This window comes from Streptomyces sp. SID8374, assembly GCF_009865135.1.
Lineage (GTDB): Bacteria > Actinomycetota > Actinomycetes > Streptomycetales > Streptomycetaceae > Streptomyces.
The window spans coordinates 664,565-690,862 of the sequence record NZ_WWGH01000002.1; the positions used below are offsets into that span (position 1 = coordinate 664,565).

Here is a 26,298-nt window from a genome sequence, read left to right on the forward strand (position 1 = left end):
CGCAGAGCGATCCGAGCAAACGGGGATGCACAACGGGGAGGACGGCATGGGGACCGGTCCAGGTGACCTCAGGCGCGGAGTAGGCGCGCTGGAGACGTTCAAGAAGCGGGTGGACGCCCTGCTCGCGGACCTGGAGGGCTCGGCGGCCGGCAAGTCGAAGGTGGCGGCACAGACCGTGTCCCGCGCCTCCTTGAGCGGCCCGAACGCCCGCTTCGCCGAGGCGGACGGCCTCTACACCCAGTACAACCGCGTCCACGAGTCCCTGGTCTCGCTCTCCAAGTCGCTGGGCGACCAGATCGAGTACCTGAGCCTGGGGGTGCACGCGGCGGCGGTCGGCTTCGACAACGTGGACGACGAGACGCGGCGGCGCTTCCACGAGATCCAGACGCGGATGGACCGGGAGCGCGAGAAGGCCCTCAAGCCCGACGCCGACAACCGTGAAGGCCAGTCCGGCGACGGTTGGGAGACGAAGTGAGCGACGACAAGCAGCCGGAACTGACCCCTGCCGAGCAGCAGAAGCAGGACGAGGGCCGCGTCAAGACCCAGCTGGTCGTCACCGATGCGACGGAGCTGGGCAGAGAGGTCCTGAGCCTCTTCACTCCCGGAAGCGTCGCCAGGGCAGGCCGTACCTCGTTCGAGGGACACGACCTCAACGCCATCATCGACCTGGTGGAGAACGCCAACCCGGCGGACATGGAGAACGCGGGCAAGGCGCTCTGGGAGGCCAGGGACGCGATCCGGAGTGCGTCGAAGGAACTGGGCGACTACATCAAGGGGGTCGACTGGCAGGGCGACTCCGGCGAGGCGTTCCGTAAGTGGGGCCTGGGCCTGGTCACCCACGCCGAGAAGCTCGGCGACTTCGCGGATGCGGCAGGCACCCAGATCACGGTGGCCGGCACCGGCCTGGCGTCGGTACGGAGTTCCATGCCGCCGCGCGACCGCCGGATGATCCAGACGGACGTGGACGACATCCTGTTCCCGGCCCGGACCGAGACCAACCCGGCGTATGCGGCGGCTCTCACGGTGGAGAAGAACCGCCAGGAGGCCATCAACCAGATCAACCGGCTGGCGTCGTACTACGCGGTGTCGGAGGAGGTGCTGGCTGCGCAGGAACCGCCGCGGTTCGATCAGAAGCTCGGCGTCGACATGCCTAAGCCCAGTGGTGGCGTCGAAAGGCCCACGGCCGTCACTGCACCTCCCGGCGCAGACACACTGGGCAGCGGCACGACACACGGCAATCCGGAGCGCTCGGCCGCAGGTCTCTCCAACACTGTCAGTTCTTCCGGTGGCCGTGCCCCCGTCGAGGCTCTGGGTTCTGCACCCGTGCTGGACAAGAGCACGTCCACGGAGATCAACAGTGTCGCGACCCCGACCGCTCCGACGATGAGCACCGGCGCCGCTCCTATCCCTTCGGCCACCAGCAGCTCGGCACCGGCTACTTCACCGATGCCGGTGGCGCCCAGTTTCGGCAAGATGCCATCGGCGAGCTCCGCGCGGGCCACGGGCTCACCGGCTGTGCCTCGGTCCGCGACCCAGGCCGGCGCCGGCCTGGGCAAGGCATCCCCCACGGGCGCGAGTGCCGCAGCCAGGGGTAGCGCCGGTACACCCGTTGGCCGACCAAGTCCGATGGTCGGCGGGTCATCTGTCACGGGCCGCCCCGGCGGTGGCGCAGCGTTGCCCACCGCCGGTCAGTCCGGCGTGACGGGCGGCCGTCCTATGGCGGCTCACGGCGGCACGGCAGCGCCGGGAAGCTCCCGTACGGGACAGGGCAACGGCATCGTGGGTGGTACGCCGCAGCGGGCTACTTCCGGGGTGTCCGGAAGTGGCGGGGCTCGTGGAGTACCGCGAGGAACGGTGATCGGCGGACCCGGCGGGAGTGGCAGTGTGCCGCGCTCCGTCCAGCGTGGCGCGCCTGTTTCGGGTGCTAACGGAGTGGTCGGCGCTCCCCGAGGGACATCGGGCTCCGGCTCCAAGGGCTTCACAGCCGGTGGCGCAGGCCTTGTCCGAGGTCCTGCCGGTCGGCGGAAGACTGACCGGAAGGACGAGGAGAACACCGGGTCGACTCGTCCGGACTACCTGACGGAAGACGAAGAGACGTGGGCGGGCCGACGGCGCGGAGCTGTGCCGCCGGTGGTCGAGTAGCAGCCCCAGGGAAGGTTCGGAAGTCGGGATGACAGCAGGAATGGGCCGACCCCAGAGGCGTGTACTGAGCGCACTGGCCGTGGCAGCTTCGTGGAGCGTTGTCTTTGCCGGTACGGCACAGCCTGCCGTTGCTGCGGACATGCAGTCCAAACAGTGGTACCTCAGTGCTTTGCAGGCTGAGGAAATGTGGAAGGTCACGACAGGCGAAGGCATCAAAGTCGCTGTCATCGACACGGGCGTCAACCCGTCTACGCCTTCCCTGAAAGGGCAAGTCCTTAAGGGGCTCGACGCTACTGATGCTGCCGGTGACGAGCATGATGACTACCGTGGGCATGGCACCAACATGGCCGAGCTGATCGCGGGGACGGGCAAGGGGGGCGGTCTGCGGGGGCTTGCCCCTGGGGTGAAGATCATCCCTATGCGGATCAGCGACACGGAATTTCAAAATGAGAATTCCGTCAATGCGCGTGACTACGAAGTTGCCATCCGGGCGGCAGCTGACAGTGATGCTCAGATCATCAGCATGTCGTTTTCCAGTGACTACTCCTCAAGCGCGGAGCGTGAAGCCGTAAAGTACGCGCAGCAAAAGGGGAAGCTCTTCTTTGCTGGAGTAGGGAATAATGCGGAGGAAGGCAACAAGGAGCAGTACCCGGCTTCGTATCCGCAAGTAGTGGGTGTCGCCGCTGCGGACCGCAAGGGGAAAGTCTCTGAGTTCTCCACAAATGGAAACAGTGTGGACATCGCTGCTCCGGGCAGTGACATCCCGCGCTGGTGCAACAACTCCTTCAAGAGTTACTGCGACGGAGCTGGCGGAACCAGTCCCGCCACCGCCATCGCCTCCGCCTCCGCCGCCCTAGTCTGGTCCGCCCACCCCGACTGGACTGCCAACCAGGTCCTCAACGTCCTCTTCGACACGGCTAGCCGTAGTTGGAAGAAGGGCGACCGCAGCGCCTACCTCGGCCACGGCCTCATCCGCCCCGCGATGAACATCCTCAAGGGCAAGGGCGACCCCGGCGACCCGGACATCAGCCCCCTCACCGAGGAGCGGACCGGCGGCTCCCCGGCGTCGCCCACCCCCTCCGCCTCAGCCTCCGGGCAGCCCGCCCAGAACGAGAAGGCCGGCCAGGTCGACGAGACCGTGGCCGCGGGCGACAGCGAGAAGGCGGCGGGCGGTGGCGCCCCCCTTGGCCTGATCCTCGGCGGCATCGCGGGCGTCGCCGTCCTCGGGGGCGTGGTCTTCGCCGTCGTCCGCAGACGTGGCGCGGCCTGACCGCAGGTACCTCACATGTACCGGCCGGCGATCCATGCCGGCTTGCAGAATCCACCGGAACGAAAGGAAAGCCATGTCGGCAGACCAGAAAGTCTCAGCTGAAGCCCTGATCAGGCTGGAGGGCCAGCTCACCGAGAGGTTCGACTCGGTGAAGGGGCAGCTCAAGCAGCTGCACGCGACGATCGACAGCCTGGAAGGTGCCTGGAAGGGCATCGGGGCCGGTCACTTCAACCAGAAGCAGAACGAGATCAACAGGAGCATGGTCGGCATCGGCAAGGAGCTGCTCCGCTTCCAGGAGGCCATCAAGGCCGCCCGCACCATTTCGGACAACACCGAGGACCAGATCAAGGCCGCCCTCATGGGGGTGGACGTCGTCGACGGCTACTCGGGCGACGCCGCGGCCACGGCCCGGACCTCGAACCTGAACAACTTCTGACCGGTATTCCGTAACTCGACTGAAGGAGGACCACATGGCCAACAACGACGGTACGACGGTCGTCACTTATGCCAGCCTCGACCTCGCGGCCGCCTCGATCGATCGTCAGGCCAAGCAGCTCGACCAGGACCTCCGGGCGATCAAGAGCATGATCGCCTCGGTCTCGGAGCTGTGGGAGGGCGAAGCCAAGTCCGCCTACCGCAGCGCGCAGGACCGCTGGGACACGCAGGCGACGGGCATCAAGGAGAACCTCGCCCAGATCTCCCGCGCCGTGCGCGACGCGGAGACGGCCTACCGCAGCGGTGACAAGCGGGCGGCGGCCAACTTCCACTAGCCGATCCGGCTGGAAGCAAGCCGCGCAGACAGCGGCACATCAGGGTGGACACGCGCGGGAGGTGTCCACCCTGACGCATGTCCGCTGTACGTCAGCACGGCCGACGCGGAGGGGTGGGGGCGCCGACACCCAGTCGGCGCCCCCCATTACCCGCACCCCAAGACCGCCCGGCCCCCATCCGCACCCGAACACCCGGCCCGGCCCGGCCCCCACCCCACCCACACGCTTACTCCGGAGCCAACTACCCCCCGTCCACCAACCCCGTCTGCACCAGCGGGTTCCCCCGCCGCCGGGTGATGAAGACGCCCCGCCCCGCCGGCATCGGCCGCGGTCGTACGCCGCCCAGGACATCGCCCTCCATCGGGTCGCCCGACAGCAGCACCCCCTGCGCGCCCAGCTCCGTCATGCGCTGGAGGAACGGGTCGTACAACGCCCGGCTCGCCCCCGCCGTGTTGCGGGCGATGATGAAGCGGACGCCCACGTCACGGGCGAACGGCAGCAACTCCGTCAGCGACGACAGCGGGTTGCCGCTGGACGTGGCGACCAGGTCGAAGTCGTCGATGATCACGTAGACCGTCGGGCCGCGCCACCAGCTGCGGTCCCGCAGCTCCTGGGCCGTCACGTCGGCCGACGGCGTGCGGCGCTTCATGAGGTCGTGCAGCGCCACCATGTGGTGGTCCATGTTGTTGGACATGGGGATGTACTCCGCCAGGTGCGACGCGGGCGTCACATCCAGCAGCGAGCGCCGGTTGTCGATGACGAAGAGCTTGCAGGTGTCGCCGTCGTACCGCTCGGTGAGCTGCTTGACGACCAGCCGCAGCAGGTTGGACTTGCCGGACTCGCTCTCGCCGAAGATCAGGAAGAACGGGTCGTGGTCGAAGTCGACGAAGACCGGCGCGAGGTTGTTCTCGTCGATGCCGATGGAGATCCCGCGCTCCGGGACGGCGTGGCCCGGCGGGAGTTCGGCCGCCGGGAGGGAGCGCGGCAGCAGACGTACCTTCGGCGCGGGCGGGGCCGTCCAGTGCCGGGAGACCTCCGCGTTCATCGCGGCCGTCGCCTCGGACAGGTCGCTGTCGGAGTTGATGCCGTCGATGCGCGGCACCGCCGCCATGAAGTGCAGCTTCTCCGGCGTCAGCCCGCGTCCCGGCACCCCGGCCGGCACGTTGACCGCGATCTTCCGGTCCAGTTCGGAGTCCATGACGTCGCCGAGCCGCAGCTCCAGGCGGTTCATGAGATGGTCCTTGAGGCTGGCCCGGACCTCCATGGACCGTGACGCGGTGACGATGAGGTGGATGCCGTAACCGAGGCCCCGCGCCGCGATGTCCACGGCCGCGTTCTCCAACGCCTCGTAATCCGTGCGGAAGTTGCCCCAGCCGTCGATGACCAGGAAGACGTCACCCCACGGCTGGTCCGTCACCGAGATCTCGCCGCGCGCCCGCATCCGGCGGAAGGTGGCGATGGAGTCGATGCCCGCGTTGCGGAAGTATTCCTCGCGCCGCGACAGGATGCCGTACACCTCGGCGACCGTACGGCGCACCCGCTCGGGGTCCAGGCGGGATGCGACGCCACCGACGTGCGGGAGGCCCGCGATGGACGACATGCCGCCGCCGCCGAAGTCGAGTCCGTAGAACTGCACTTCCTGCGGGGTGTGGGTGAGCGCGAAGCCCGCGATGAGCGTACGGAGCAGGGCCGACTTGCCGGACTGCGGACCACCGGTGATCTGCATATGGCCGGCCGCCCCGGAGAAGTCCCGGTACAACGTGTCGCGCCGCTGCTCGAACGGCTTGTCGATCACACCCAGCGGTACGACGAGACGCCCCGAACCCTCGAACCCGGGCTGCGTCAGCCCGCGTCCCGGCACCGGCGCGAGCCCGGGCAGGATCTCGTCCAGCGACGGCGGGTTGTCCAGCGGCGGCAGCCACACCTGGTGGGCCGAGGCGCCCCGCCCCTCCAGCCGCCGCACGATCACGTCCAGCACCGTGTCCGCCAGCGCGTCGTCGTCCCCCGCCCGCTGCTCCGGCACCCCGGTCCCGGCCCGCGGGCTCGGCTGCACGTACCGCACCGGCACCGGCGCCGCCGTGAACGGAACCGGCCTGCGGTCCACCGGCAGCGGGCCCCCGGACGCGTCCGCCTGCCGGCCCCCCGCCCGGTACACCCCGGAGACGTACGCGGCCTTGAACCGCACCATCTCCTCCGTACCGAACTTGAGCAGCCCGGAACCGGGCACGTTCGGCAGGTGGTACGCGTCGGGCACCCCGATCGCGGCCCGGGACTCGGCCGCCGAGAAGGTGCGCAGACCGATGCGGTACGAGAGGTACGTCTCCAGACCGCGCAGCCGCCCCTCCTCCAGGCGCTGCGACGCCAGCAGCAGATGCACGCCCAGCGAACGGCCGATGCGCCCGATCTGCACGAACATGTCGATGAAGTCGGGCTTCGCCGTCAGCAGTTCGCTGAACTCGTCGATCACCAGGACGAGGGAGGGGATCGGCTGGAGCGGCGCACCCGCCGAGCGCGCCTTCTCGTAGTCGTGGATGTTGGCGTAGTTGCCCGCGTCGCGCAGCATCTCCTGGCGGCGGTTGAGCTCACCGCTGATGGAGTCGCCCATGCGGTCGACCAGCGTCAGGTCGTCCGCCAGGTTGGTGATCACCGCGGCCACGTGCGGCATCTGCGCCATACCGGCGAAGGTCGCGCCGCCCTTGAAGTCCGCGAGGACGAAGTTGAGGGTCTCCGAGGTGTGCGTGACGGCGAGGCCCAGCACCAGCGTCCGCAGCAGCTCCGACTTCCCGGAACCCGTGGCGCCCACGCACAGCCCGTGCGGGCCCATGCCCTCCTGCGCCGCCTCCTTGAGGTCCAGCATCACCGGCGCGCCGCCCTCGCCGACGCCGATGGGCACGCGCAGCCGCTCGGCCTGGGAGCGGGGGCGCCAGGTCCGGCTGACCTCGATGGAGGCCGCGTCCCCCAGGTTCAGCAGATCGGTGAACTCCAGGTTGGCCAGGAGCGGTTCGTCGTCGTCCCCGCCCGTCGCCATGTGCAGCGGGGCCAGCTGACGGGCGAGCGCCTCGGCAGCCTCGTAACTCAGCAGGTCGGGCACCCCGTCGTAGACGAGCCCCTGCCCCGACTCCAGTTGCAGCGACTGCGGCTGCACCAGGACGGAGAGGCCGCCGCGCGCTCCCTGCACCTCGCCCGGCACCACCTCGATGACCGTCACGCCCTGCAACCCCTCGGCCGAGGCGAGCACCGACATCGGGGGCACCGACTCGCCGTCCAGGACGACCACGATGTGCGGCTGCTCCAGGAGCGGCTGGCCGCCGGGCTGGAAGCGGGGGCGGCCGTCGAGGCGGGCCGCCAGCTGCTGTTCGAGCTCCAGGACGCTGGTGGTGATCAGGCGCCGGCTGCCCGCACCGTCGACCGAACCCTTGTCCTGTACGTGGGGGAGCCACTTCGCCCACTCCCACTGCCGGGCCTCCTCGCGGCCCGTCGCGACCGCGATCACCAGGTCCTCGGGGGAGTGCAGCGAGGCCAGAGCACCGACCACGGCCCGCGCCGAGGAGCGCGCGGAGTCCGCGTGGCCGCTGATCGTCAGGTGGTAGAACGCCCGCAGCGACACCGCCATCGGCAGGCCGTCCAGCGTGGAGTGCGTCGTCAGGAACTGCTGCATCGCCCCGGCGGTCAGCGGTTCCAGCTCCTCGACCGGCGCCGTCTCGGGGGCGACCAGCGGCGTGGCCAGCTCCTGGCTGCCGAGCCCGATCCGTACCTGCGCGAAGTCGGCGTCACCGACCCGCCGCTCCCACACCCGGCTGCCCTCGGCGACCAGCGCCCACAGCTGCTCGGGCGAGGGGTGCAGATAGAACTGTGCGTCACGCTGCTTGCGCGCGGTCCTCACCACCGTGCGCCGGGTCTGCGTCAGGTACTTCAGATAGTCCCGCCGCATGTCCGCGAGCTGACCCTGGGTGCCCCGCCGGAAACGCACCATCATCGCGATCGCCATGGCCACCGTGGAGGCGATCATGATCACGCCCATGATCCGCATGATCGGGTTCGGCGTCATGAAGAAGAAGACGACCGAACCACCCATGCCCAGCATCGGCAGGAGCTGCATGAGCATGCCCTCCTGCTGGCCCCGGGGCAGTTCCGGCGGAGGTTGCAACTGCACCTGTTCGACCGGCACTTCGGAGGGCAGGGCCCGCGGTGGGCGCTTGACGACGATCTGGCTCACAGCTCACCAATTCCCTTGCCGGACGGAAGTGTTCCTATCGGCGCCCCCGTGGCGACGGGCTCCATCCGCGGGATGGATCCTACTGGCGGAGCGGGGGCCGCATGGCGGTAGGGTGTCGCGATGCATATACGCATCCGCTAACTACCGCAAGAAGGCGGTCATTCGGGACGTGGGGCGATATCCACCGTCCTGAGGAGTGTTTCCGGCAGAAGTTCCAGAACGGCGCACAGCGGTTCCGGAACGGCCGCGAACACCCCGCGGCGGCACGGGCGCGCGGAGCCGAGGCACACGCGCGGCGCCGGGCACAGAGGCACGTAGGTCCAGAGCAACAGGGGGAGCAGCAGGTGACAATGACGGCCCAAGCGGCAGCCACCACGACCGGCAGGCCGAGTCACGGAGTTCCGTCCGGCAACGGCACGGGCTTCTGCCGGGTCACGGTCGTCGCACCCGACAGCCGGGTCGACGTGGCGCTGCCCGAGGACGTGCCCGTCGCCGACCTCTACCCCGAGATCCTCCGCCTCTCCGGACAGAGCCCCACCCCCGGTGCCCCCGTCGGCTACCACCTCGTACGCCGCGACGGCACCGTCCTGGACAGCGCCCGTACGCTGGCCGGCCACCGCATCCTCGACGGCGAGCTGCTCTCCCTGCGGCCCTTCGCCGAGTCGCTGCCGCCCGCCGTCTTCGACGACGTCTCCGACGCCGTCGCCACCGCCGTGGCCAAGGACCGCACCCTCTGGGGCGACTCCCTCATGCGCGGCGCGGGCCTCTTCGGCGGCTCCGTCCTGCTGAGCCTGCTGGGCTTCGTGCTCTGGACGGCCGACCCCCGGCACGACATGCACGGCCTGCCCGGCATCCTGGCCGCGGTCGCCGCCGTACTCCTGCTCGCCCTCGCCTGCGTCCGCGCACGCATCTACGACGACCGGGGCTCGGCCATCGCGCTCGGCACCGGCGCCATGGTGAACGCCGCTGTCGCCGGTTCCGGGCTGCTCTCGCTCAGCACGGGCCAGGGCGTGGGACGGCTCCAGTTCCTGCTCGCCTGCGCCGCCGTGCTGGTGGTCGCGGTCATCCTCATGATCACCGCACCCGGCGGCGACGGACCGTTCGTCGCGTTCGTCTTCGCGAGCGCCACCGGCCTGGTGGTCACCTTCATCGCGATCACGGCGGAGCTGGCGCCCATCGAGGCCGCCGCCGTCTGCGCCCCCTTCTCCGTCGGCGCCCTGGCCTTCCTGCCCGGCCTCTCCACCCGCTTCGCCCGCCTCCCCATCGGCTTCGAACCGCCCCGCTCCGCCGTCGGCGACTACGGCACCTCCGAGCCGGCGCCCCAGGGCCCGGTCGACGCCGTACGGATCGCCGCCCAGGCGCGCCGGGGCCACGAGCTGCTCCTCGGCCTGGTCGGCGGCTGCGCCCTGGTGGCCGTGGCCGCCGCCGCCGTGCTCGGCTTCTCCGACAACGTCTGGGGCCAGCTGCTCGCCCTGGCCACCGGCGTCGCCATGCTGATGCGCGCCCACCTGTTCCGCTACACCGCCCAGGTCGGCTGCACCCTCGCCGCGGGCCTCGGCTCCCTGGTGTTCCTCGGCCTCGGCCTCTCCCTCAACCCGCCGCTCACCCTGGTGCGCGACGCCCTGCGGGGGGACGGCACCGCGCTGGACATCCGTACGGTGTGGCTCGCCGCCGCCGTCGCGGGCGTCGCCGCCCTGATCACCGCCATCGGCCTGATCGTGCCGCGCAAGGGGGTGACCCCGTTCTGGGGCCGCTTCCTGGAGATCGCCGAGACGGTCGTCCTGCTCACCCTGCTGCCGCTCTGCCTGGCGGTCTTCGACGTCTACCGTTCGATCCGGGCCCTCACCAGCTGACCAGCGCACCCCGCGCGGGCACCGTCCGGGGGTGACCCGAATGGCTGGTACTCTGACCAGTGGCCGTTTGTGTACGCCTCTCCGGGTCTTCCTGGGGACTGCGCTCATCGGACCTTCGCCTCCGAGTCACGGAAGCTCCCCTGAGATCAAGACCAGGGGCACTCGTGGGCGCTTCGAACATCAAGAGGAGTACGCGTGCCGCTCGACGCCGCTACGAAGAAGCAGATCATGTCCGAGTTCGCCCAGAAGGAGGGTGACACCGGATCCCCCGAGGTCCAGGTCGCCATGCTCTCCCGCCGGATCTCGGACCTGACGGAGCACCTCAAGACGCACAAGCACGACCACCACTCCCGTCGTGGTCTGCTGATCCTGGTCGGCCAGCGTCGCCGCCTCCTGCAGTACCTGGCCAAGAAGGACATCCAGCGCTTCCGTGCGCTGGTCGACCGCCTCGGCATCCGCCGTGGTGCGGCCGGCGGCGCCAAGTAAGTACGCCGTGGAGAGGGAGCGGTTCCCGCGTCTGAGGGGACCGCTCCCTTTGCCGTACGTGCGCGACCGGTGTCAAGCTCAGTAATCTGGACACCGGAACACCAGTAACACCGCACCATCCGTAACACCGCAGTACGAGGGAGAGGCGCAGCGACGCCGCCGCCGGTCCTCGGTAGTGGCCCCCGGGAACATGCCCGGGAGCTTCGATCGAAGACCGGCCCGCACACACGGTGCGCTTCTCCCGCACCGTCCTCCGCCACACGGGCGGCAGGACGAAAGACGACGAGTATGGAGAAATCACTAGTGGAGAACGAGACCCACTACGCCGAGGCCGTTATCGACAACGGAACCTTCGGCACCCGCACCATCCGCTTCGAGACGGGCCGCCTGGCCAAGCAGGCCGCCGGCTCCGCCGTCGCGTACCTGGACGACGACACCATGGTGCTGTCGGCCACCACCGCTTCCAAGCGGCCCAAGGACAACCTCGACTTCTTCCCCCTCACGGTGGACGTCGAGGAGCGGCAGTACGCGGCCGGCAAGATCCCCGGCTCCTTCTTCCGCCGTGAGGGCCGGCCTTCCGAGGACGCGATCCTCACCTGCCGCCTGATCGACCGCCCGCTGCGCCCCTCCTTCAAGAAGGGCCTGCGCAACGAGATCCAGATCGTCGAGACGATCATGGCGCTCAACCCCGACCACCTGTACGACGTGGTCGCGATCAACGCCGCCTCCTGCTCCACGATCCTGGCGGGCCTGCCCTTCTCCGGCCCGATCGGCGCCACCCGCGTCGCCCTGATCAAGGGCCAGTGGGTCGCGTTCCCGACGCACACCGAGCTCGAGGACGCCGTCTTCGACATGGTCGTCGCCGGTCGCGTCCTGGAGGACGGCGACGTCGCGATCATGATGGTCGAGGCCGAGGCCACCGAGAAGACCATCCAGCTCGTCAAGGACGGCGCCGAGGCTCCCACCGAGGAGATCGTCGCCGCCGGTCTGGACGCCGCGAAGCCCTTCATCAAGGCGCTCTGCAAGGCCCAGTCCGACCTCGCCTCCAAGGCCGCCAAGCCGGTCGGCGAGTTCCCGGTCTTCCTGGACTACCAGGACGACGTCTTCGAGGCGCTCTCCAAGGCCGTCACCTCCGAGCTGACGCAGGCGCTCACCATCGCCGGCAAGCAGGACCGCGAGGCCGAGCTGGACCGCGTCAAGGAGATCGCCGCCGAGAAGCTGCTCCCGGCCTTCGAGGGCCGCGAGAAGGAGATCTCCGCCGCGTACCGCGCGCTGACCAAGAAGCTGGTCCGCGAGCGCGTCATCAAGGACAAGGTCCGCATCGACGGCCGTGGCGTCACGGACATCCGTACGCTCGCCGCCGAGGTCGAGGCCATCCCGCGCGTGCACGGCTCGGCGCTGTTCGAGCGTGGCGAGACCCAGATCCTGGGCGTCACCACCCTCAACATGCTCCGCATGGAGCAGCAGCTGGACACCCTCTCCCCGGTGACCCGCAAGCGCTACATGCACAACTACAACTTCCCGCCGTACTCCGTCGGCGAGACCGGCCGCGTGGGCTCGCCCAAGCGCCGCGAGATCGGCCACGGAGCGCTCGCCGAGCGCGCCATCGTGCCGGTCCTGCCCTCGCGCGAGGAGTTCCCCTACGCGATCCGCCAGGTCTCCGAGGCGCTGGGCTCCAACGGCTCCACGTCCATGGGCTCGGTCTGCGCCTCCACCATGTCGCTGCTGAACGCCGGTGTGCCCCTCAAGGCCGCCGTCGCCGGTATCGCCATGGGCCTGATCTCGCAGGAGATCGACGGCAAGACCCACTACGTCGCCCTCACCGACATCCTCGGTGCGGAGGACGCCTTCGGCGACATGGACTTCAAGGTCGCCGGTACGAAGCAGTTCGTGACCGCGCTCCAGCTGGACACCAAGCTCGACGGCATCCCCGCCTCGGTCCTGGCCGCCGCGCTGAAGCAGGCCCGTGACGCGCGTCTGCACATCCTGGACGTCATGAACGAGGCCATCGACGTCCCGGACGAGATGTCCCCGAACGCCCCGCGGATCATCACCGTCAAGATCCCCGTGGACAAGATCGGTGAGGTCATCGGCCCCAAGGGCAAGATGATCAACCAGATCCAGGAGGACACCGGCGCCGACATCACGATCGAGGACGACGGCACCATCTACATCGGTGCCCAGCAGGGTTCGCAGGCCGAGGCCGCCCGCGCCACGATCAACGCGATCGCCAACCCGACCATGCCGGAGGTCGGCGAGCGCTACCTGGGCACGGTCGTCAAGACGACCACCTTCGGCGCGTTCGTCTCGCTCATGCCGGGCAAGGACGGCCTGCTGCACATCTCGCAGATCCGCAAGCTCGCCGGTGGCAAGCGCGTGGAGAACGTCGAGGACGTGCTCGGCGTCGGTGCCAAGGTCCAGGTCGAGATCGCGGAGATCGACTCCCGCGGCAAGCTCTCCCTCATCCCCGTCATCGAGGGTGAAGAGGACGAGACGAAGGACGACACCGACAAGTGACGTCCCGTAGTTCCGCGACGACGGCCCGCCCCTCCTCGGAGGGGCGGGCCGTCGCCCGTACCCAAACGCTTCTCAAGGGCACAGGCGGCATCGGCACCGTCCGCCGCACCGTCCTCCCCGGCGGTCTGCGGATCGTCACCGAGACCCTGCCCTCCGTCCGGTCCGCCACCTTCGGCATCTGGGCCAACGTCGGTTCCCGCGACGAGACGCCCACCCTGAACGGCGCGACCCACTACCTCGAACACCTCCTCTTCAAGGGCACCGCGAAGCGCACCGCCCTCGACATCTCCTCCGCGATCGACGCGGTCGGCGGCGAGATGAACGCCTTCACGGCGAAGGAGTACACCTGCTACTACGCGCGGGTCCTCGACACCGACCTGCCGCTCGCCATCGACGTGGTCTGCGACATGCTGACCGGCTCGCTGATCGCCCCCGAGGACGTCGACGCCGAGCGCGGCGTCATCCTCGAAGAGATCGCGATGACCGAGGACGACCCGGGCGACTGCGTGCACGACCTGTTCGCGCACACCATGCTCGGCGACACCCCTCTCGGCCGCCCGGTCCTCGGCACCGTCGACACGATCAACGCGCTGAACCGGGGCCAGATCGCCCGCTTCTACAAGAAGCACTACGACCCCACGCACCTGGTCGTCGCCGCCGCGGGCAACGTCGACCACGCCACGGTCGTACGCCAGGTCCGCCGCGCCTTCGAGAAGGCCGGCGCCCTCTCCCGTACGGACGCCGTCCCCATGGCGCCCCGCGAGGGCTCCCGCACCCTGCGCACGGCCGGCAAGGTGGAGCTGCTGAACCGCAAGACCGAGCAGGCCCACGTGGTCCTCGGCATGCCCGGCCTGGCCCGCACCGACGACCGCCGCTGGGCGCTCGGCGTCCTCAACACCGCCCTCGGCGGCGGAATGAGCTCGCGCCTCTTCCAGGAGGTACGGGAGAAGCGCGGCCTGGCCTACAGCGTGTACTCGTACACCTCGGGCTTCGCCGACTGCGGCCTCTTCGGCGTCTACGCGGGCTGCCGGCCCAGCCAGGTCCACGACGTCCTGAAGATCTGCCGCGACGAGCTGGACCGGGTCGCCACCCACGGCCTGGACGACGACGAGATCACCCGCGCCATCGGCCAGCTCTCCGGCTCCACCGTCCTCGGCCTGGAGGACACCGGCGCGCTGATGAACCGTATCGGCAAGAGCGAGCTGTGCTGGGGCGAGCAGATGTCGGTCGACGACATGCTGGCCCGCATCGCGGAGGTCACCCCCGACGACGTACGGGAGGTGGCGGGCGAGCTCCTCACCCACCGCCCCTCGCTCTCGGTCATCGGCCCGCTCAAGGACAAGCAGGCGGACCGCCTGGACGAAGCGGTCTCCTAATCCCTTAAGGAATCAAGATGAGCAAGCTGCGCGTAGCCGTTCTCGGTGCGAACGGCCGGATCGGCTCCGAGGCCGTACGAGCCGTCGAGGCCGCCGACGACCTGGAGCTGGTGGCGGCCCTGGGCCGGGGCGACAAGCTGGAGGCCCTCGCCGACGCGGGCGCCCAGGTCGCCGTCGAGTTGACCACCCCCGCATCGGTGATGGGCAACCTCGACTTCTGCGTCCGACACGGCATCCATGCCGTCGTCGGCACCACGGGCTGGAACGACGAACGGCTCGCGCAGCTGACCACCTGGCTGGACAACTCCCCGGAGACCGGCGTCCTCATCGCCCCGAACTTCTCCATCGGCGCGGTCCTGACCATGAAGTTCGCGGAGCAGGCCGCCCGCTACTTCGAATCGGTCGAGGTCGTCGAACTGCACCACCCCAACAAGGTCGACGCCCCCTCCGGCACCGCCACCCGCACCGCCCAGCTCATCGCGGCGGCCCGCGCCAAGGCGGGCAGCGCCCCCCAGCCGGACGCCACCACCACCGCCCTGGACGGCGCGCGCGGCGCGGACGTCGACGGCGTCCCGGTCCACGCGATCCGCCTCCGCGGCCTCCTGGCCCACCAGGAGGTGCTGCTCGGCGGTGAGGGCGAGACCCTCACCATCCGCCACGACTCCCTCCACCACAGCAGCTTCATGCCGGGCATCCTGCTCGGCGTCCGCCGCGTGGTGACCACTCCCGGCCTCACCTTCGGCCTGGAACACTTTCTCGACCTGAACTGACGGGCCCCCATGCGCGCGAAGATCACCTACATCGTCACGGCCGCCGTCCTGGTCCTCTACTTCGTCCTGGTCGGCAGCCGCGGCCTGATGCTCATCCGCCACGGCACGCTGCTCACGGTCACGTTCGGCGTAGCCGTACTGATCCTGCCGGTGATCGGGATCTGGTTCCTCTGGAAGAACACCCAGTTCGTACGCCGCGCCAACGCGCTCGCCGCCGAACTGGACGCGGAGGGCGGCCTCCCGGTCGACGACCTGGCCCGCACCCCGTCCGGCCGCATCGACCGGGACGCCGCCGACGCGGTCTTCACCCGGCGCCGCGAGGAGACGGAGGACGCCCCGGACGACTGGCGCACCTGGTTCCGGCTGGCGGTGGCGTACCAGGACGCGAGGGACACCCCAAGAGCCCGCAAGGCGATGCAGAGGGCAATCGCCCTGCGTGCTTCAAGCCCGTCCGGCGTTTGAGGACATCTTTCACGCCGTACGCAGATGAGCCCGGGACCCCCACAAGGGCCCCGGGCTCACTCACGTACGGCCGACAGGCAACGGCTCACCCGTGCCGATACTCATCCGCCCAGGCCTCCACCGCATCCGTGGCCCGCTCGAACGCCTCCTCGCGCCCGAGGAAGTCCGCGTTGTGGTCGGAGACCAGCGGCGGCAGCGCCTCACCGTTCTGCCGGGTCACGATCAGCGCCTGGCCCTGCACCGTACGGGGCAGCCCCAGCCACTTCACGGGCTGCTGGACCGTCCGGACGGAGGCCGTGGCCCCCCACGGCACCGTGGCGGTCCGGAAGAACCCCACGCGCCGCACACCGTGCCGGCTGACCCACGCGCCGACCCGCAGGAGCCGCAGAGCGGCACCGATCAGCGCACCGGCCAGCAGCAGACACAGCACGGCACCGGAAGGCGCTCCGGCGAAAGCGATGATCATCGCCGCGAGCAGAACGAACGAGGCCAGCAACAACTGGCCGGCCGCCGCCGCGACCCGCCACGGACCGGGGCGGTAGGGCCGCCGCCAGCTGTCGTGGTCGTCGAACGGCAGCGCAACGTCCTCCGCGCTCGCATCGAATGCGCGGTCGGCCGTCAGAAAGGGCAGGGGCACGACTCATCCTCACTCACAAGCACGCTCGATTGCTGTGCCCGGTGAGGCTACCGAGGCGGCCCCCGGCCCGACCACCCCAGGGGGTCCGTACGAGTAGTTCAGCGGCCCCGGGACCTACTCAGCGGCCCTGGGACGCCTCGGACTGCTTGCCGTGCGAGGCGGACTGCCCGGAGTCGAGTGCCGGAATACCCAGCAGCAGCGACCCCACGAGCCCGGCGACCACGGTCAGCCCGACGAGGGAGCGCCCCAGCAGCTCGGGAACGCTGGCACGGGGGGCGGGAGGGGGAGTGACATTACTGCGGAATCGGTCGGCCTCGGCGACGAACGAGAACGGGACGGATTCACGCCGGCGGAACATGAGGAAACTCTCCTTGATCTCAGTGGCGGGTGCTGCTAATGAGTCAGACGTACGAACGGCCGGATCGGTGCCCGAATCGCCGTACTTGTTGGACGGACTCCACGAACGGCTGCCCGACACCGCCTCGTGCATGCGTCGGCCACCCGGCCCGTAAAGTGGTCGCCGCCCGAGCGCCGCCCCTGGAAGGACCCCCGCCGGTGACCGACACCCCCGAACCCGCAAAGCCCCACTTCCGTAGCGATGTCACCGTTGACCTGGTGAAAAGCGCCGCAGGCGACGCGGACGTGCTGTTCGCCGCCCGGGTCTCCACCGCCGGCGAGCAGTCGCTGGAAGAGGTCACCAAGGACCCGGAGCGGTCCAAGGGGCTGATCAACTACCTCATGCGGGACCGGCACGGCAGCCCGTTCGAGCACAACTCGATGACCTTCTTCATCAGCGCCCCGATCTTCGTGTTCCGCGAGTTCATGCGGCACCGCGTGGGCTGGTCGTACAACGAGGAATCGGGCCGCTACAGGGAGCTGGAGCCGGTCTTCTACGTCCCCGGAACCTCCCGCAAGCTCGTCCAGCAGGGCCGCCCAGGCAAGTACGAGTTCGTCGAGGGCACCGAGGAGCAGTACGACCTCACCACCCGCGCCATGGAGGACTCCTACCGGGCCTCCTACGCGGCCTACCAGGAGATGCTCGCAGCGGGCGTGGCCCGCGAGGTCGCCCGCGCGGTCCTCCCGGTCGGCCTCTTCTCGACGATGTACGCCACCTGCAACGCACGCTCCCTGATGCACTTCCTCGGGCTGCGCACCCAGCACGAGCTGGCGAAGGTCCCGTCCTTCCCGCAGCGCGAGATCGAGATGGTCGGCGAGCAGATGGAAGCCCACTGGGCGCAGCTCATGCCGCTCACTCATGCGGCCTTCAACAAAAATGGACGAGTAGCCCCGTAAGCGGTGTCCGTATTGCGGCGTTTCGAGAAGTTCATCTAGGCTGATCAAACGGACCCGGCACTGCTTGAACCCCCGAGCAGGCAGTGCCGGGCTCCTCTTCCCCGTCCCCCCGAGGGGGGACCACGCGCTGAGCAGCGAGTAGCGTGTTACCCATGGCTCCGATCTCCACTCCGCAGACCCCCTTCGGGCGGGTCCTCACCGCTATGGTCACGCCCTTCACGGCGGACGGCGCTCTCGACCTCGACGGCGCCCAGCGGCTCGCCGCCCATCTGGTGGACGCAGGCAACGACGGACTGATCGTCAACGGCACCACCGGTGAGTCCCCGACCACCAGTGACGCGGAGAAGGACCAGCTCGTACGGGCGGTGCTCGAAGCGGTCGGAGACCGGGCGCACGTCGTCGCCGGCATCGGCACCAACGACACCCGGCACAGCGTCGACCTCGCCCGCACCGCCGAGCGCACCGGCGCCCACGGCCTCCTCGCCGTCACGCCGTACTACAACAAGCCGCCGCAGGAAGGCCTCCTGCGCCACTTCACGGCCATCGCCGACTCCACCGGCCTGCCCGTGATGCTGTACGACATCCCCGGCCGCAGCGGGGTCCCGATCGACACGGAGACCCTCGTACGGCTGGCAGACCACCCGCGGATCGTCGCCAACAAGGACGCCAAGGGCGACCTGGGCCGCGCCAGCTGGGCCATCGCCCAGTCCGGCCTCGCCTGGTACTCCGGCGACGACATGCTCAACCTGCCGCTCCTCTCGGTCGGCGCGGTCGGCTTCGTCTCCGTCGTCGGCCATGTCGTCACCCCGGACCTGCGGGCGCTGGTCGAGGCCCACCTGGGCGGCGACGTCCAGAAGGCCACGGAGATCCACCAGAAGCTGCTCCCGGTCTTCACCGGCATGTTCCGCACCCAGGGCGTGATCACCACCAAGGCCGCGCTGACGCTCCAGGGCCTCCCGGCCGGACCGCTGCGTCTGCCCCTGGTGGAGCTCACCGCACAGGAGACGGCCCAGCTCAAGATCGACCTGGCCGCCGGCGGGGTACAGCTGTAACCACAGACTTCACAACTGAATGAAGAAGACGAGCGAGGCACCTCGCGAAGAGCACGACCCAAGACAACAGCAAGTGCACGAATGACATGCGCGCCACGTGCCTCAGCGGTACGTGGCGCGTGTGGTTAAGGAGAGTCTTTTGAGCCATCCGCACCCTGAACTCGGTACCCCCCCGAAGCTCCCGAAGGGCGCCCTGCGGGTCACCCCGCTCGGCGGCCTGGGCGAGATCGGCCGCAACATGACGGTCTTCGAGTACGGCGGCCGCCTGCTCATCGTCGACTGCGGCGTCCTCTTCCCCGAGGAGGAGCAGCCCGGCATCGACCTGATCCTGCCGGACTTCACCACCATCCGGGACCGCCTGGACGACATCGAGGGCATCGTCCTCACGCACGGCCACGAGGACCACATCGGCGGCGTGCCCTACCTGCTGCGCCTGAAGCCGGACATCCCGCTCATCGGCTCGAAGCTGACCCTCGCGCTCATCGAGGCGAAGCTCCAGGAGCACCGCATCCGCCCGTACACCCTCGAAGTCACCGAGGGCCAGCGCGAGCGCATCGGCGTCTTCGACTGCGAGTTCATCGCGGTCAACCACTCCATCCCGGACGCCCTCGCGGTCGCCATCCGCACCCCCGCGGGCATGGCCGTGGCCACCGGTGACTTCAAGATGGACCAGCTCCCGCTGGACGGCCGGCTCACCGACCTCCACGCGTTCGCGCGTCTGAGCGAGGAGGGCATCGACCTCCTCCTCTCGGACTCCACGAACGCCGAGGTCCCCGGCTTCGTACCGCCCGAGCGCGACATCTCCAACGTCCTGCGCACGGTCTTCGCCAACGCCCAGAAGCGCATCATCGTGGCGAGCTTCGCCAGCCATGTGCACCGCATCCAGCAGATCCTGGACGCCGCCCACGAGTACGGCCGCCGTGTCGCCTTCGTCGGCCGCTCCATGGTCCGCAACATGGGCATCGCCCGTGACCTCGGCTACCTCAAGGTCCCCGCGGGCCTGGTCGTCGACGTGAAGACCCTCGACGACCTCCCGGACGACGAGGTCGTGCTGGTCTGCACGGGCTCGCAGGGCGAGCCGATGGCCGCCCTCTCCCGGATGGCCAACCGCGACCACCAGATCCGGATCGTTCCCGGCGACACGGTGATCCTGGCGTCGTCCCTCATCCCCGGCAACGAGAACGCGGTCTACCGCGTGATCAACGGCCTGACCCGCTGGGGCGCCAACGTCGTCCACAAGGGCAACGCCAAGGTCCACGTCTCGGGCCACGCCTCGGCCGGCGAGCTGCTGTACTTCTACAACATCTGCAAGCCCAAGAACCTGATGCCGGTCCACGGCGAATGGCGCCACCTGCGGGCCAACGCCGAGCTGGGAGCCCTCACGGGCGTGCCCAAGGACCACATCGTCATCGCCGAGGACGGCGTGGTCGTCGACCTGATCGACGGCAAGGCCAAGATCGTCGGCAAGGTCCAGGCCGGTTACGTGTACGTCGACGGCCTCTCCGTCGGCGACGTCACCGAGACCTCCCTGAAGGACCGCCGCATCCTCGGCGACGAGGGCATCATCTCGGTCTTCATCGTGGTCGACAGCTCCTCCGGCAAGATCGTGGGCGGCCCCCACATCCAGGCCCGGGGCTCCGGTATCGACGACAACGCGTTCGTCGGCGTCACCCCGAAGATCCAGGAAGCCCTGGACAAGTCGGCCCAGGACGGCGTGATGGAGCCCCACCAGCTCCAGCAGATGGTCCGCCGCGTCGTCGGCAAGTGGGTCTCCGACACCTACCGCCGACGCCCGATGATCCTCCCGGTCGTCGTCGAGGTCTGACCCCTCTGACCAGCGCGTACGGGAGCGGGGCCCCTCGATTTGCATCGGGGCGCCCCGCTCCAGTACGTTTACGGCTCCGCCCGACCGGGAAGCACCGCGCGCACTCGTGCGCCGGGGACAACCTGGATGGGGGCGGGAATTCCGACTCAGAATCTCTGATAAAGTCGGATCCGCCGAAAGGCAAGGCCACTCCACAGGCCACCGGAAATCAAATTCGGACCGGAAACGGAACGAAAAAGAGTCTGGTAAAGTTGGAACCGCCGGAAAGGAAACACGCGAAAGCGAAGAACCTCGAAAGCACCCCGCTTCGACCGGGAATCGGACACGAAAGAGTCTGATAAAGTCGGAAACGCAAGACAAGAAACAAAAACGAAGGGAAGCGCCCGGAGGGCCCCGGTGAGACGGGACCGAAGGAAGCGTCCGTTCCTTGAGAACTCAACAGCGTGCCAAAAGTCAACGCCAGATATGTTGATACCCCGGCCTGCACCTGGTGCAGGTTGGTGGTTCCTTTGAAAGTCCTGCACCGGGTCGCTTCGGCGGCACACGGGCAGGCAATTACACAGCGAGGACGCTGTGAACAACGGGTCTTATTCCGACCGGTTTGTTCCGCTCTCGTGTGTGTGCACCCGATTACGGGTAAACATTCACGGAGAGTTTGATCCTGGCTCAGGACGAACGCTGGCGGCGTGCTTAACACATGCAAGTCGAACGATGAAGCCTTTCGGGGTGGATTAGTGGCGAACGGGTGAGTAACACGTGGGCAATCTGCCCTTCACTCTGGGACAAGCCCTGGAAACGGGGTCTAATACCGGATAACACTCTGTCCCGCATGGGACGGGGTTAAAAGCTCCGGCGGTGAAGGATGAGCCCGCGGCCTATCAGCTTGTTGGTGGGGTAATGGCCTACCAAGGCGACGACGGGTAGCCGGCCTGAGAGGGCGACCGGCCACACTGGGACTGAGACACGGCCCAGACTCCTACGGGAGGCAGCAGTGGGGAATATTGCACAATGGGCGAAAGCCTGATGCAGCGACGCCGCGTGAGGGATGACGGCCTTCGGGTTGTAAACCTCTTTCAGCAGGGAAGAAGCGAAAGTGACGGTACCTGCAGAAGAAGCGCCGGCTAACTACGTGCCAGCAGCCGCGGTAATACGTAGGGCGCAAGCGTTGTCCGGAATTATTGGGCGTAAAGAGCTCGTAGGCGGCTTGTCACGTCGGATGTGAAAGCCCGGGGCTTAACCCCGGGTCTGCATTCGATACGGGCTAGCTAGAGTGTGGTAGGGGAGATCGGAATTCCTGGTGTAGCGGTGAAATGCGCAGATATCAGGAGGAACACCGGTGGCGAAGGCGGATCTCTGGGCCATTACTGACGCTGAGGAGCGAAAGCGTGGGGAGCGAACAGGATTAGATACCCTGGTAGTCCACGCCGTAAACGTTGGGAACTAGGTGTTGGCGACATTCCACGTCGTCGGTGCCGCAGCTAACGCATTAAGTTCCCCGCCTGGGGAGTACGGCCGCAAGGCTAAAACTCAAAGGAATTGACGGGGGCCCGCACAAGCAGCGGAGCATGTGGCTTAATTCGACGCAACGCGAAGAACCTTACCAAGGCTTGACATATACCGGAAAGCATCAGAGATGGTGCCCCCCTTGTGGTCGGTATACAGGTGGTGCATGGCTGTCGTCAGCTCGTGTCGTGAGATGTTGGGTTAAGTCCCGCAACGAGCGCAACCCTTGTTCTGTGTTGCCAGCATGCCCTTCGGGGTGATGGGGACTCACAGGAGACTGCCGGGGTCAACTCGGAGGAAGGTGGGGACGACGTCAAGTCATCATGCCCCTTATGTCTTGGGCTGCACACGTGCTACAATGGCCGGTACAATGAGCTGCGATGCCGCGAGGCGGAGCGAATCTCAAAAAGCCGGTCTCAGTTCGGATTGGGGTCTGCAACTCGACCCCATGAAGTCGGAGTTGCTAGTAATCGCAGATCAGCATTGCTGCGGTGAATACGTTCCCGGGCCTTGTACACACCGCCCGTCACGTCACGAAAGTCGGTAACACCCGAAGCCGGTGGCCCAACCCCTTGTGGGAGGGAGCTGTCGAAGGTGGGACTGGCGATTGGGACGAAGTCGTAACAAGGTAGCCGTACCGGAAGGTGCGGCTGGATCACCTCCTTTCTAAGGAGCATCTAGATCCCTTCGGGGATCCAGAGCCACTACGTCGGCAAATGTTCGACGGTGGTCAGCTCATGGGTGGAACGTTGACTATTCAGTACCGGGTGGTTCATCCGGGTCGTGAGTACTGCCCCTCGGGGCGTGGAAAGCGGACCGAGTGAATTCGAGGTACTGGGCACGCTGTTGGGTGTCTGAAGGTATGGCCGTAAAGGCTGCCTTCGACGCCGGCCCCAGTGAACTCGTCTGTAAGGACGGGGTGATGGGTGGCTGGTCGTTGCTTGAGAACTGCACAGTGGACGCGAGCATCTGTGGCCAAGTTTTTAAGGGCGCACGGTGGATGCCTTGGCACCAGGAACCGATGAAGGACGTGGGAGGCCACGATAGTCCCCGGGGAGCTGTCAACCAAGCTTTGATCCGGGGGTTTCCGAATGGGGAAACCCGGCAGTCGTCATGGGCTGTCACCCGCTGCTGAACACATAGGCAGTGTGGAGGGAACGAGGGGAAGTGAAACATCTCAGTACCCTCAGGAAGAGAAAACAACCGTGATTCCGGGAGTAGTGGCGAGCGAAACTGGATGAGGCCAAACCGTATGCGTGTGATACCCGGCAGGGGTTGCGCATACGGGGTTGTGGGAGTTCTCTTGATCAATCTGCCGATTGGTCGGCAAGTCAGAAACCGTTGATGTAGGCGAAGGACATGCGAAAGGTCCGGCGTAGAGGGTAAGACCCCCGTAGCTGAAACATCAACGGCTTGCTTGAGAACCACCCAAGTAGCACGGGGCCCGAGAAATCCCGTGTGAATCTGGCGGGACCACCCGCTAAGCCTAAATATTCCCTGGTGACCGATAGCGGATAGTACCGTGAGGGAATGGTGAAAAGTACCGCGGGAGCGGAGTGAAATAGTACCTGAAACCGTGTGCCTACAAGCCGTGGGAGCGTCGCTGTATGTGCTTGCACATGCAGTCGTGACTGCGTGCCTTTTGAAGAATGAGCCTGCGAGTTAGCGGTGTGTAGCGAGGTTAACCTGTGTGGGGAAGCCGTAGCGAAAGCGAGTCCGAACAGGGCGAACTAGTTGCACGCTCTAGACCCGAAGCGGAGTGATCTAGCCATGGGCAGGTTGAAGCGGAGGTAAGACTTCGTGGAGGACCGAACCCACCAGGGTTGAAAACCTGGGGGATGACCTGTGGTTAGGGGTGAAAGGCCAATCAAACTCCGTGATAGCTGGTTCTCCCCGAAATGCATTTAGGTGCAGCGTCGTGTGTTTCTTGCCGGAGGTAGAGCACTGGATAGGCGATGGGCCCTACCGGGTTACTGACCTTAGCCAAACTCCGAATGCCGGTAAGTGAGAGCGCGGCAGTGAGACTGTGGGGGATAAGCTCCATGGTCGAGAGGGAAACAGCCCAGAGCATCGACTAAGGCCCCTAAGCGTACGCTAAGTGGGAAAGGATGTGGAGTCGCAGAGACAACCAGGAGGTTGGCTTAGAAGCAGCCACCCTTGAAAGAGTGCGTAATAGCTCACTGGTCAAGTGATTCCGCGCCGACAATGTAGCGGGGCTCAAGCGTACCGCCGAAGTCGTGTCATTCCAGCATGTACCCCCAACGGGGGCTGGGATGGGTAGGGGAGCGTCGTGTGCCGGGTGAAGCAGCCGCGGAAGCGAGTTGTGGACGGTTCACGAGTGAGAATGCAGGCATGAGTAGCGATACACACGTGAGAAACGTGTGCGCCGATTGACTAAGGGTTCCTGGGTCAAGCTGATCTGCCCAGGGTAAGTCGGGACCTAAGGCGAGGCCGACAGGCGTAGTCGATGGACAACCGGTTGATATTCCGGTACCCGCTTTGAAACGCCCAGTACTGAATCAGGCGATGCTAAGTCCGTGAAGCCGGCCCGATCTCTTCGGAGTTGAGGGTAGTGGTGGAGCCGATGAACCAGACTTGTAGTAGGTAAGCGATGGGGTGACGCAGGAAGGTAGTCCAGCCCGGGCGGTGGTTGTCCCGGGGTAAGGGTGTAGGACGCACGGTAGGTAAATCCGTCGTGCATGAAGTCTGAGACCTGATGCCGAGCCGATTGTGGTGAAGTGGATGATCCTATGCTGTCGAGAAAAGCCTCTAGCGAGTTTCATGGCGGCCCGTACCCTAAACCGACTCAGGTGGTCAGGTAGAGAATACCGAGGCGTTCGGGTGAACTATGGTTAAGGAACTCGGCAAAATGCCCCCGTAACTTCGGGAGAAGGGGGGCCATCACTGGTGATAGCACTTGCTGCTTGAGCTGGGGGTGGCCGCAGAGACCAGCGAGAAGCGACTGTTTACTAAAAACACAGGTCCGTGCGAAGCCGTAAGGCGATGTATACGGACTGACGCCTGCCCGGTGCTGGAACGTTAAGGGGACCGGTTAGTGCACTTTCGGGTGTGCGAAGCTGAGAACTTAAGCGCCAGTAAACGGCGGTGGTAACTATAACCATCCTAAGGTAGCGAAATTCCTTGTCGGGTAAGTTCCGACCTGCACGAATGGCGTAACGACTTCTCGACTGTCTCAACCATAGGCCCGGTGAAATTGCACTACGAGTAAAGATGCTCGTTTCGCGCAGCAGGACGGAAAGACCCCGGGACCTTTACTATAGTTTGATATTGGTGTTCGGTTCGGCTTGTGTAGGATAGGTGGGAGACTGTGAAGCGGCCACGCCAGTGGTTGTGGAGTCGTCGTTGAAATACCACTCTGGTCGTGCTGGATGTCTAACCTGGGTCCGTGATCCGGATCAGGGACAGTGTCTGATGGGTAGTTTAACTGGGGCGGTTGCCTCCTAAAGAGTAACGGAGGCGCCCAAAGGTTCCCTCAGCCTGGTTGGCAATCAGGTGTTGAGTGTAAGTGCACAAGGGAGCTTGACTGTGAGACCGACGGGTCGAGCAGGGACGAAAGTCGGGACTAGTGATCCGGCAGTGGCTTGTGGAAGCGCTGTCGCTCAACGGATAAAAGGTACCCCGGGGATAACAGGCTGATCTTCCCCAAGAGTCCATATCGACGGGATGGTTTGGCACCTCGATGTCGGCTCGTCGCATCCTGGGGCTGGAGTCGGTCCCAAGGGTTGGGCTGTTCGCCCATTAAAGCGGTACGCGAGCTGGGTTTAGAACGTCGTGAGACAGTTCGGTCCCTATCCGCTGTGCGCGTAGGAATATTGAGAAGGGCTGTCCCTAGTACGAGAGGACCGGGACGGACGAACCTCTGGTGTGCCAGTTGTCCTGCCAAGGGCATGGCTGGTTGGCTACGTTCGGAAAGGATAACCGCTGAAAGCATCTAAGCGGGAAGCCTGCTTCGAGATGAGTATTCCCACCCTCTTGAGGGGTTAAGGCTCCCAGTAGACGACTGGGTTGATAGGCCAGATGTGGAAGCCCGGTAACGGGTGGAGCTGACTGGTACTAATAGGCCGAGGGCTTGTCCTCAGTTGCTCGCGTCCACTGTGTTAGTTCT

At 66.8% G+C, this 26,298-nt stretch carries 17 protein-coding genes and 2 rRNA genes; 16 read left to right on the forward strand and 3 right to left on the reverse strand.

The features are described from left to right. The first annotated feature begins 25 nt into the window (after positions 1-25). From GTY67_RS26690 to GTY67_RS26710, 5 genes are all read left to right on the forward strand, one after another. Positions 26-475 carry a hypothetical protein gene (locus tag GTY67_RS26690; RefSeq protein ID WP_161280546.1) on the forward strand — a complete coding sequence of 150 codons (450 nt, stop codon included), beginning with the start codon at positions 26-28 and terminating at the stop codon, positions 473-475. Next, complete coding sequence (locus GTY67_RS26695; protein ID WP_161280547.1) at positions 472-2,142, forward strand: hypothetical protein; 1,671 nt, start codon at positions 472-474, stop codon at positions 2,140-2,142. Before GTY67_RS26690 ends, GTY67_RS26695 begins: the two co-directional genes overlap by 4 nt. 28 nt (positions 2,143-2,170) lie before the next feature. Then, entirely contained in the window at positions 2,171-3,412 is a 1,242-nt protein-coding gene (locus tag GTY67_RS26700) for a S8 family serine peptidase (protein WP_161280548.1), read from the forward strand. Positions 3,413-3,485: 73 nt separating this feature from the next. Then, complete coding sequence (locus GTY67_RS26705; RefSeq protein WP_093692934.1) at positions 3,486-3,848, forward strand: WXG100 family type VII secretion target; 363 nt, start codon at positions 3,486-3,488, stop codon at positions 3,846-3,848. Between the two features lie 34 nt (positions 3,849-3,882). Further along, on the forward strand, positions 3,883-4,182 hold the full coding sequence (locus GTY67_RS26710; RefSeq protein ID WP_161280549.1) for a WXG100 family type VII secretion target: 300 nt from the start codon (positions 3,883-3,885) through the stop codon (positions 4,180-4,182). A 241-nt stretch (positions 4,183-4,423) separates the two neighbouring features. On the opposite strand, the gene eccCa is transcribed toward GTY67_RS26710, so the two are convergent. Next, positions 4,424-8,398 (reverse strand): type VII secretion protein EccCa, encoded by a 3,975-nt coding sequence (gene eccCa / locus GTY67_RS26715; protein WP_161280550.1) that lies wholly within the window; start codon positions 8,396-8,398, stop codon positions 4,424-4,426. Between the two features lie 350 nt (positions 8,399-8,748). Here eccCa and eccD point away from each other — a divergent pair, with 350 nt between their 5' ends. The 6 genes from eccD to GTY67_RS26745 all read left to right on the forward strand — a co-directional run bounded on the left by eccD (position 8,749) and on the right by GTY67_RS26745 (position 15,862). Next, the gene (gene eccD / locus GTY67_RS26720) at positions 8,749-10,251 is read left to right on the forward strand and encodes a type VII secretion integral membrane protein EccD (protein WP_093692937.1); all 1,503 of its coding nucleotides are present in this window, start codon (positions 8,749-8,751) and stop codon (positions 10,249-10,251) included. A 195-nt stretch (positions 10,252-10,446) separates the two neighbouring features. Further along, a complete protein-coding gene (gene rpsO, locus GTY67_RS26725) occupies positions 10,447-10,737 on the forward strand; it encodes a 30S ribosomal protein S15 (protein WP_003965855.1) in 291 nt (96 codons plus the stop codon). Positions 10,738-11,040: 303 nt separating this feature from the next. Then, positions 11,041-13,254, forward strand: coding sequence for a polyribonucleotide nucleotidyltransferase (locus tag GTY67_RS26730; RefSeq protein WP_093692938.1), 2,214 nt, complete (start codon positions 11,041-11,043; stop codon positions 13,252-13,254). Further along, complete coding sequence (locus tag GTY67_RS26735) at positions 13,251-14,630, forward strand: pitrilysin family protein (protein WP_093692939.1); 1,380 nt, start codon at positions 13,251-13,253, stop codon at positions 14,628-14,630. The genes GTY67_RS26730 and GTY67_RS26735 overlap by 4 nt, the downstream gene beginning before the upstream one ends. A 17-nt stretch (positions 14,631-14,647) precedes the next feature. Beyond that, complete coding sequence (dapB, locus tag GTY67_RS26740; RefSeq protein WP_161280551.1) at positions 14,648-15,400, forward strand: 4-hydroxy-tetrahydrodipicolinate reductase; 753 nt, start codon at positions 14,648-14,650, stop codon at positions 15,398-15,400. Positions 15,401-15,409: 9 nt separating this feature from the next. Further along, positions 15,410-15,862, forward strand: coding sequence for a tetratricopeptide repeat protein (locus GTY67_RS26745; RefSeq protein ID WP_093692941.1), 453 nt, complete (start codon positions 15,410-15,412; stop codon positions 15,860-15,862). Positions 15,863-15,947: 85 nt separating this feature from the next. On the opposite strand, the gene GTY67_RS26750 is transcribed toward GTY67_RS26745, so the two are convergent. Together GTY67_RS26750 and GTY67_RS26755 are read right to left on the reverse strand one after the other, a co-directional pair. Beyond that, on the reverse strand, positions 15,948-16,499 hold the full coding sequence (locus GTY67_RS26750) for a hypothetical protein (protein ID WP_093692942.1): 552 nt from the start codon (positions 16,497-16,499) through the stop codon (positions 15,948-15,950). Between the two features lie 118 nt (positions 16,500-16,617). Next, positions 16,618-16,857 (reverse strand): hypothetical protein, encoded by a 240-nt coding sequence (locus GTY67_RS26755; RefSeq protein WP_093692943.1) that lies wholly within the window; start codon positions 16,855-16,857, stop codon positions 16,618-16,620. A 197-nt stretch (positions 16,858-17,054) separates the two neighbouring features. Here GTY67_RS26755 and thyX point away from each other — a divergent pair, with 197 nt between their 5' ends. The 5 genes from thyX (at position 17,055) to GTY67_RS26780 (ending at position 26,270) form a co-directional block, all read left to right on the forward strand. Beyond that, positions 17,055-17,792, forward strand: a complete 738-nt coding sequence (gene thyX, locus GTY67_RS26760; protein WP_030569294.1) for an FAD-dependent thymidylate synthase — start codon at positions 17,055-17,057, stop codon at positions 17,790-17,792. Positions 17,793-17,944: 152 nt separating this feature from the next. Continuing rightward, positions 17,945-18,844 (forward strand): 4-hydroxy-tetrahydrodipicolinate synthase, encoded by a 900-nt coding sequence (gene dapA / locus GTY67_RS26765; RefSeq protein ID WP_018512715.1) that lies wholly within the window; start codon positions 17,945-17,947, stop codon positions 18,842-18,844. Between the two features lie 139 nt (positions 18,845-18,983). Next, positions 18,984-20,669 (forward strand): ribonuclease J, encoded by a 1,686-nt coding sequence (locus GTY67_RS26770; RefSeq protein ID WP_030569288.1) that lies wholly within the window; start codon positions 18,984-18,986, stop codon positions 20,667-20,669. Positions 20,670-21,312: 643 nt separating this feature from the next. After that, positions 21,313-22,838 (forward strand): 16S ribosomal RNA (locus tag GTY67_RS26775). A 307-nt stretch (positions 22,839-23,145) separates the two neighbouring features. After that, positions 23,146-26,270: ribosomal RNA gene (locus GTY67_RS26780) — 23S ribosomal RNA — on the forward strand. Together the 16S and 23S rRNA genes form the textbook arrangement of a ribosomal RNA operon. Positions 26,271-26,298 lie beyond the last annotated feature (28 nt).